The organism is Stenotrophomonas sp. 2YAF22 (assembly GCF_052114665.1).
Taxonomy (GTDB): domain Bacteria; phylum Pseudomonadota; class Gammaproteobacteria; order Xanthomonadales; family Xanthomonadaceae; genus Stenotrophomonas; species Stenotrophomonas indicatrix.
In genome coordinates this window covers 1-7,879 of record NZ_JBFRFE010000142.1, presented here as the reverse complement: position 1 = coordinate 7,879, position 7,879 = coordinate 1, and the positions used below count along the sequence as shown (strand labels likewise).

Here is a 7,879-nt window from a genome sequence, read left to right as displayed (position 1 = left end):
GCGCCATGGATGGCGCGACCGAGCTTACATGGACGTACTTGCAGCGTCCCCCGCCATCTGTCCCCTCCCCGCCATCCCAAGGAATGCAGGCTTTTGCTCTTGCTGTTGCTGYTGAGGTTGCCGGCCAGCGGCCGGCACTACCGCGGGTGCAGGGCGCAGCCCTGCCGAACACCCCCGCCTACATTCTGCTTACGAACGGCTGACATCGCGCTCATGGTGCATGCGCCACGCTGGCTCCTTGATGCAGACAGCGAGAATGCGCAGTGATATGGCAACACCTGCAGCAGTATCTGTGGCCGATCGGAACCGCTTTGGTGGTCGGTGGCCTGGGCGCTTGGGTCGTACTGGCACTGTACCGTCGCCTGCGCGGGCGTGACCGGCGCCGTGCGCGCATCGGCCGGGTGATCGGACCGCCGCTGGCCCTTGCACTGCCCGTGCTGTTGCTGGTGCCGGCGCTGCAGGCCACGCCATTGCCGGAACACACGCTCGATCAACTGCTGCGCGTGCTGCACATCGCCCTGACCGCCTGCTTCATCTGGTTGCTGGTGCGTGCGGTGGCGGCGGGGGAGCGGGCGATCCTGCGCAGCCATCCGATCGATGTCTCCGACAACCTCGAAGCGCGCCGCATCCAGACCCAGACGCGAGTGCTCAGCCGCGTGCTGATGGGCGGCATCATCGTGCTCGGTGCTTCGCTGGTGCTGCTGACCTTCCCGATGGTGCAGAAGATCGGCACCGCGTTGCTGGCGTCGGCGGGTTTGATCGGCCTGGTGGCGGGTATCGCCGCCAAACCGGTGTTCGGCAATCTGATCGCGGGCCTGCAGATTGCGGTGACCCAGCCGATCCGGCTCGATGACGTGGTGATCGTCGAGGGCGAATGGGGACGCATCGAAGAGATCGGCAGCAGCTACGTGGTGGTGCGTATCTGGGATGAGCGGCGGATGGTGGTGCCGCTGACCTGGTTCATCGAGCACCCGTTCCAGAACTGGACGCGGCGCAGTGCCGATCTGCTCGGCACGGCGTTCCTTTGGTTGGACTACCGTGCACCGATCGCGGCGATACGTGCCGAGCTGGAACGCATCTGCCAGGGCCAGCCGCTGTGGGATGGACGGGTGTGCGTGACCCAGGTGACCGAGACCAGCGAGCGCGCGATCCAGGTGCGGTTGCTGGTCAGTGCGCGCAGTTCCGGTGATGCGTTCGACCTGCGCTGCCTGGTGCGCGAACGCATGCTGGATTTCCTCGCGCGCGAGCATCCGCAATCGCTGCCGCAGGTACGCGCGCGCCTGCAGCGCGACGATGAGCTGGATATGCCGCGGATGCGGCGTGCAGGCAGCGCCGATGTGCGATCGCCGGGTGCGGAGGATGGTGAGGCGGCCATCGCGCCAGTGGAGCCGTCGGATCGGTAGTGCCGGCCGCTGGCCGGCATGTCAGGGGTCGCCGGATTCGATCAAGGCATCGGTATCGAAGTGCGGTGGGCGTCGGGCGCGCGTGCGCTGCTCGTACGCGTAGGCCATCTCGATCAGCTTCGGTTCGCTCCAGGCCGTGCCCATGAACAACAGCCCCGCAGGCAGGCCATCGATCTGGCCCATCGGCACGCTCAGGCTGGGGTAGCCGGCGACGGCGGCGACACTGTAGCTCTCGCCGGGGAAGTCATCGCCGGTGCTGCGAAGGGGCCAGGCCAGACCGGTTGTCGGTGCGACCAGCGCATCCAGCTTCTGCGATGCCAGCACTGCGTCGATGCCTTCCGGGCCCGCCAGTCGCCGCGCATCGCTGCGCGCGCGGATGTAGACGGGATCGGCCAGGCCGGGGGTCGCCTGGGCTTCCAGCAGCAGCTCCTGGCCGAACAGGCCCAGTTCCTGGCCCTTGTGTGCCTCGTTGAAGGCGATCAGCCCGGCCAGACTGCGCAGTGGCGCCTGGTACGTGTTGAGATAACGCTCCAGACCCGCCTTGAATTCGTACAGCAGGACGATGCGTTCTGCATCGGCCCAGGCGCCCTGGTTGGGCAGTTCCACCGGCACCACCACGGCGCCGGCGCGGCGCAGCTCAGCGACCGCCTGCTCAACCAGCGGTGGCATCCCTCGATACTTCAGCAATGGTGTCTGCAGCAGGCCGATGCGCTTGCCACGCAGGCCCTGCGGATCCAGTCGTGCGGTGTAGTCGTAGACCGCCCGGCCGGGCATGGTCGCGGTGGCGGGGTCGGCATCATCGCGGCCAGCGATGGCGGTCAGCACGGCGGCGGCGTCGGCGACGCTGCGGGTCATCGGGCCCGCGGTGTCCTGGCTGAAGGAGATCGGGATGATGCCTTCGCGGCTGACCAGGCCGACGGTCGGTTTCAGGCCGACCACACCGTTGATCGCCGCGGGGCAGACGATGCTGCCATCGGTTTCAGTGCCGATGGCCACGCTGGCCAGGTTGGCGGCCACGGCCACCGCGCTGCCGCTGCTGGAGCCGCAGGGTGAATGACTGAGGCGGTAGGGATTGCGGGTCTGGCCGCCGCGCGCGCTCCAGCCGGAGATCGAGTCGTTGCCGCGGAAGTTGGCCCACTCGCTGAGGTTGGTCTTGCCCAGCACCACTGCGCCCGCTTCGCGCAGGCGGCGGACCAGGTAGGCATCGCCGGGGCGGAAGCCCTGCAGGGCCAGCGAGCCGGCACTGGTAGCCATGGGCGCGGCGTTGATGTTGTCCTTCAGCAGGATCGGGATGCCATGCAGCGGTCCGCGCAGGCGCCCGGCACGGCGCTCGCGATCACGCTCGGCGGCTTCCTTCAGGGCATCGGGGTTGAGCTCGATCACTGCGCGCAGGCGCGGACCGGCGCGGTCCAGCGTGGCGATGCGCTTGAGGTAGGCGTGGGTGAGGGTGGTGCTGTCCAGTTCGCCGGCGACCATGCGTGCCTGCAGGTCGGAGACTTCGGTCTCGGCGTAGGCGAAGGGCACGTTGCTGCTACCCGGTTCGGCAGCGTGGGCGCTGGGCGTGGCCGGGCTGCAGCCAACAGCAAACACCGCAGGCAGCGCGGCGATCAGACAGGTCAGGAGGGGCGGCAAGGACAGGCGCATGGGGCAGCTTCGACGGCTCCGATCCCCAGTGTAGCGGCTGCTCAGCGGCGGCGCTTGCGCAGGTCGCGCGCCAGCACGTAGACGACGATCAGGTTGATCGCCAGCACCGTCCACGAGGCCCAGCCGGGATGGCGGACGATCGCGTAGATATCGAAGGGCAGGTAGATGGAGGCGGTCAGGCAGCCCAGCCAGGAGGCCCATGCCTTGGCTTTCCACAACCCCCAGGCTTCGACCAGGTGCAGCAGGCCGTAGCCGATCATCGCTGCGGCGGCCAGGTGCACTGCGTCGGGATTGATCGCATTCAACAGCGAGGGCAGGGTGCCGTGATCCGGGTCCAGACTGAAACGCCGGATCAGGGCATTGACGCCGTCGCGAAGCGGTTGCGGGCCGAGGATTTCCAGCCCGGTGGCCGCCAGCAACGCCAGCATCGCCTTGCTCGCTTCGAGCAAGGCGATGACATGGAGGCCCGGATGCCGATGCGGATCCGGGTTGTAGCCGTTCTGGCTCACGATTCGCTGGATCAGCCGCCGCGCGAGTTCTTCTTGCGGTCGCTTTCGGTCAGGAACTTCTTGCGCAGACGGATCTCCTTCGGGGTGATCTCGACCAGCTCGTCGTCTTCGATGAAGTCCAGGGCCTGTTCCAGCGAGTACTTGATCGCCGGGGTCAGCTGGATCGCATCGTCCTTGCCCGAAGCGCGCATGTTGGTCAGCGGCTTGGTCTTGATCGCGTTGACGGTCAGGTCGTTGTCCTTGGAGTGGATGCCGACCAACTGACCTTCGTACACGTTGTCGCCTTCAGCAGCGAACAGCTTGCCGCGTTCCTGCAGCGGGCCGAGCGAGTACGCGGGGGTGGTACCCGGGGCATTGGCGATCATCACGCCGTTCTGGCGCTTGGCGATGGCGCCCTGTTCCTTCGGGCCGTAATGGTCGAACACGTGGAACAGCAGGCCCGAACCCTGGGTGAGGGTCTTGAACTCGTTCTGGAAGCCGATCAGGCCACGGGCGGGGATCTGGTATTCCAGACGCACACGGCCCTTGCCGTCCGATTCCATGTTCTTCAGCTGGCCCTTGCGGGTGCCCAGCTTTTCCATCACGCCACCCTGGTGCACTTCTTCAATGTCCACCACCAGCTGCTCGATCGGCTCCATGGCCTGGCCGTCGATCTGCTTGATGATCACTTCCGGGCGCGACACGGCCAGCTCGTAGCCTTCACGACGCATGTTCTCGATCAGCACCGACAGGTGCAGTTCGCCACGGCCGGAGACCAGGAACTTGTCGGCGTCTTCCAGCTGTTCGACCTTCAGGGCCACGTTGTGGACCTGCTCGCGGTCCAGACGGTCCTTGATCTGGCGGCTGGTCAGGAACTTGCCGCCGGACAGGTCCTTGTTGCCGGCGAACGGCGAGTTGTTGACCTGGAAGGTCATCGAGATCGTCGGTTCATCGACGGTCAGCGCCGGCAGTGCTTCCGGGGTGTCCGGGTGGCACAGAGTGTCGGAAATGGTCAGCTCGGCAATGCCGGAGATGGCGACGATGTCGCCGGCCTCGGCGGTGTCCTGCTCGATGCGCTCCAGGCCCAGGAAGCCCAGCACCTGCGCGACCTTGCCGTTGCGCTTCTTGCCTTCACGGTCGATCACCGCGACCTGCATGTTCTTCTTCAGGGTGCCGCGCTGGATGCGGCCGATGCCGATGACGCCCACGAAGTTGTTGTAGTCCAGCTGGCTGATGCGCATCTGGAACGGACCTTCCGGATCCACTTCCGGCTTCGGTGCGTGCTGCATGATCGCTTCGTACAGCGGGGTCATGTCGCCGTCGCGCACGGTGTCTTCCAGGCCGGCGTAGCCGTTCAGGGCCGAGGCGTAGACGATCGGGAAGTCGAGCTGCTCATTGGTGGCGCCGAGCTTGTCGAACAGGTCGAAGACCTGGTCGATCACCCACTCCGGACGCGAGCCCGGACGGTCGACCTTGTTGACCACGACGATCGGCTTGAAGCCCATCGCGAAGGCCTTCTGGGTGACGAAGCGGGTCTGCGGCATCGGGCCGTCCATTGCGTCGACCAGGATCAGCACGGTGTCGACCATCGACAGCACGCGCTCGACCTCGCCGCCGAAGTCGGCGTGTCCGGGGGTGTCGACGATGTTGATCCGGTTCTTGATACCGGTCTTCTTGTCTTCCCAGGTGATGGCGGTGTTCTTGGCCAGGATGGTGATRCCGCGTTCCTTTTCCTGGTCGTTGCTGTCCATCACGCGCTCGGCGAGGACGGTACGCTCGGACAGGGTGCCGGACTGCTTCAGCAGCTGGTCGACCAGGGTGGTCTTGCCATGGTCGACGTGGGCGACGATGGCGATGTTGCGAAGATTTTCGATGGACATACGAAAGGGGGCCAGTCGGCGCCGGATTTGGAAAAAGAAGTCCAACATTATACGTCGAACTTGACGATTGGCGAAAACCTGGATTTCAGGACTGCTGAAGTCCCCATTCAGCCTGACTCCCGGCGCTGCCCGTCCGCGGGCTGAAGAGCCTGCCTGCGCCCATGGTCGAAGCTGCCCGGGCCACGGGGGAGGTGTATCCTTATGGGGCTGATTACACACCCCGCATCCCAAGGATCTGCATGTCCCTCATCGCCACTTTCGACACCACCCAGGGCCCGATCAAGGTCGAGCTGTTCGCCGACAAGGCGCCGCTGACGGTCGCCAACTTCGTGAACCTGGTCAAGCGCGGCTTCTATGATGGCCTGATCTTCCACCGCGTGATCCCCGATTTCATGATCCAGGGCGGTTGCCCGCAGGGTCGTGGCACCGGTGGCCCGGGCTACAAGTTCGAAGACGAGAAGAACGGTGTGAAGCACCAGATCGGCTCGCTGTCGATGGCCAACGCCGGCCCGAACACCAATGGCAGCCAGTTCTTCATCACCCACATCAAGACCGATTGGCTGGACGGCAAGCACACCGTGTTCGGCCAGGTGCTGGAAGGCCAGGCGATCGTCGATTCGGTCAAGCAGGGCGACGTGATCCATTCGATCACCCTGGAAGGCGACACCGACGCTCTGCTCGCCGCCCAGGCTGAGCGCGTGGGTGAGTGGAACAAGCTCATTCCCGCCTGATCCAATACCCGGACGGCCCCCTGCGAAGGGGGCCGTTTCTGCGTTCCGGCCGCCCCGCCAGGCCCATCCCCGCCCGTGCGGCCATCTCCCACATCGCTACTTAGCTTCTTAGCAGAGGAAATCCCCATGAAAGCACCTGTTCGTGTTGCCGTGACCGGCGCCGCCGGCCAGATCGGCTACGCCCTGCTGTTCCGTATCGCCTCCGGTGAAATGCTGGGCAAGGACCAGCCGGTCATCCTGCAGCTGCTGGAGCTGCCGGTCGACAAGGCCCAGGCCGCCCTGAAGGGCGTGATGATGGAACTGGAAGACTGCGCGTTCCCGCTGCTGGCCGGCATGGTCGGTACCGACGACGCTGAAGTCGCCTTCAAGGACGCCGACATCGCCCTGCTGGTCGGCGCGCGTCCGCGCGGCCCGGGCATGGAGCGCAAGGATCTGCTGCTGGAAAACGCGAAGATCTTCACCGCCCAGGGCGCCGCACTGAACAAGGTCGCCAAGCGTGACGTGAAGGTGCTGGTGGTCGGCAACCCGGCCAACACCAACGCCTACATCGCCATGAAGTCGGCGCCGGACCTGAACCCGCGCAACTTCACCGCCATGCTGCGCCTGGACCACAACCGTGCGCTGAGCCAGCTGTCGACCAAGCTCGGCAAGCCGGTCGCCGGCATGGAGAAGCTGGTGGTGTGGGGCAACCACAGCCCGACCATGTACCCGGATTACCGTTTCGCCACCGCCGACGGTGCGTCGATCGCCGATGCGATCAACGACCAGGAGTGGAACGCCAACACCTTCATCCCGACCGTCGGCAAGCGCGGTGCGGCGATCATCGAAGCCCGCGGCTCGTCCTCGGCAGCTTCGGCGGCCAACGCAGCGATCGACCACGTACGTGACTGGGTGCTGGGCAGCAACGGCAAGTGGGTCACCATGGGCGTGCCGTCCGACGGTTCCTACGGCATTCCGGAAGGCGTGATCTTCGGCTTCGCGGTCACCACCGAGAACGGCGAGTACACCCTGGTCAAGGATCTGCCGGTCGACGACTTCAGCCAGAAGTACATCGACAAGACCCTGGCCGAGCTGGAAGAAGAGCGCGCCGGCGTCGCCCACCTGCTGGGTTGATGCGGTCTGTGCCGGCAGCTTGCCGGCACTGCCTGAAATGAAACGGGGAGGCTTCGGCTTCCCCGTTTTCGTATGGAGCACCTGGCAACGACATGATCCCTCTGCATTACATCGACGACGCGCTGCTGGTGGCCGAGAAGCCGGCCGGCCTGCTGTCCGTGCCCGGCCGCTCGGCGGATAACCAGGACTGCGTGGTCGCACGGTTGCAGGCGGTGTATGCCGATGCGCTGACCGTGCATCGGCTGGACCAGGTCACCTCTGGCCTGCTGCTGCACGCGCGCGGCAAGGACATGCAGGTGGCGCTGTCGATGCAGTTCGAGAAGCGCCAGGTGGGCAAGCGTTATGAGGCCATCGTGCAGGGGTTGCTGGAAGATGGTGCCGGTGAAGTGGACCTGCCGCTGATCGTCGACTGGCCGAACCGGCCCAAGCAGATGGTCGACCACGAACGCGGCAAGCCGGCACTGACCCGGTGGCGCGTGCTGTCGCGTGACATCGAGGCGCAACGCACGCGCGTTGAACTGGAACCGATCACCGGCCGCAGCCATCAGTTGCGCCTGCACATGGCCAGCCTCGGTCATCCGATTGTCGGCGACGTGCTGTATGGCGCAGAGGCAGCGCAG

7 protein-coding genes are annotated in these 7,879 nt (G+C 65.7%); 4 read left to right on the top strand and 3 right to left on the bottom strand.

The window, feature by feature from the left end:
• Nucleotides 1–263: 263 nt before the first annotated feature.
• Entirely contained in the window at nucleotides 264–1,403 is a 1,140-nt protein-coding gene (locus AB4Y84_RS07940) for a mechanosensitive ion channel family protein (protein ID WP_312106281.1), read from the top strand.
• Nucleotides 1,404–1,424: 21 nt separating this feature from the next.
• On the opposite strand, the gene AB4Y84_RS07935 is transcribed toward AB4Y84_RS07940, so the two are convergent.
• The 3 genes from AB4Y84_RS07935 to typA are packed head-to-tail and all read right to left on the bottom strand — an operon-like array spanning nucleotide 1,425 to nucleotide 5,415.
• The gene (locus AB4Y84_RS07935; RefSeq protein WP_312106278.1) at nucleotides 1,425–3,047 is read right to left on the bottom strand and encodes an amidase; all 1,623 of its coding nucleotides are present in this window, start codon (nucleotides 3,045–3,047) and stop codon (nucleotides 1,425–1,427) included.
• 41 nt (nucleotides 3,048–3,088) lie between these two features.
• Nucleotides 3,089–3,556: a DUF2127 domain-containing protein gene (locus tag AB4Y84_RS07930; RefSeq protein ID WP_312106276.1), complete on the bottom strand. Its 468-nt coding sequence runs from the start codon at nucleotides 3,554–3,556 to the stop codon at nucleotides 3,089–3,091.
• Between the two features lie 11 nt (nucleotides 3,557–3,567).
• On the bottom strand, nucleotides 3,568–5,415 hold the full coding sequence (typA, locus tag AB4Y84_RS07925; protein WP_442244809.1) for a translational GTPase TypA: 1,848 nt from the start codon (nucleotides 5,413–5,415) through the stop codon (nucleotides 3,568–3,570).
• A gap of 239 nt (nucleotides 5,416–5,654) precedes the next feature.
• Between typA and AB4Y84_RS07920 the strand changes: the two genes are divergently transcribed.
• The 3 genes from AB4Y84_RS07920 to AB4Y84_RS07910 form a co-directional block, all read left to right on the top strand.
• Nucleotides 5,655–6,146 (top strand): peptidylprolyl isomerase, encoded by a 492-nt coding sequence (locus tag AB4Y84_RS07920; protein ID WP_089239021.1) that lies wholly within the window; start codon nucleotides 5,655–5,657, stop codon nucleotides 6,144–6,146.
• Nucleotides 6,147–6,272: 126 nt separating this feature from the next.
• Nucleotides 6,273–7,259 carry a malate dehydrogenase gene (locus tag AB4Y84_RS07915; protein ID WP_025879435.1) on the top strand — a complete coding sequence of 329 codons (987 nt, stop codon included), beginning with the start codon at nucleotides 6,273–6,275 and terminating at the stop codon, nucleotides 7,257–7,259.
• A gap of 92 nt (nucleotides 7,260–7,351) precedes the next feature.
• Nucleotides 7,352–7,879, top strand: a 528-nt coding sequence (locus AB4Y84_RS07910; protein ID WP_442249962.1) for an RluA family pseudouridine synthase, incomplete at its 3' end; no start/stop codon positions are given.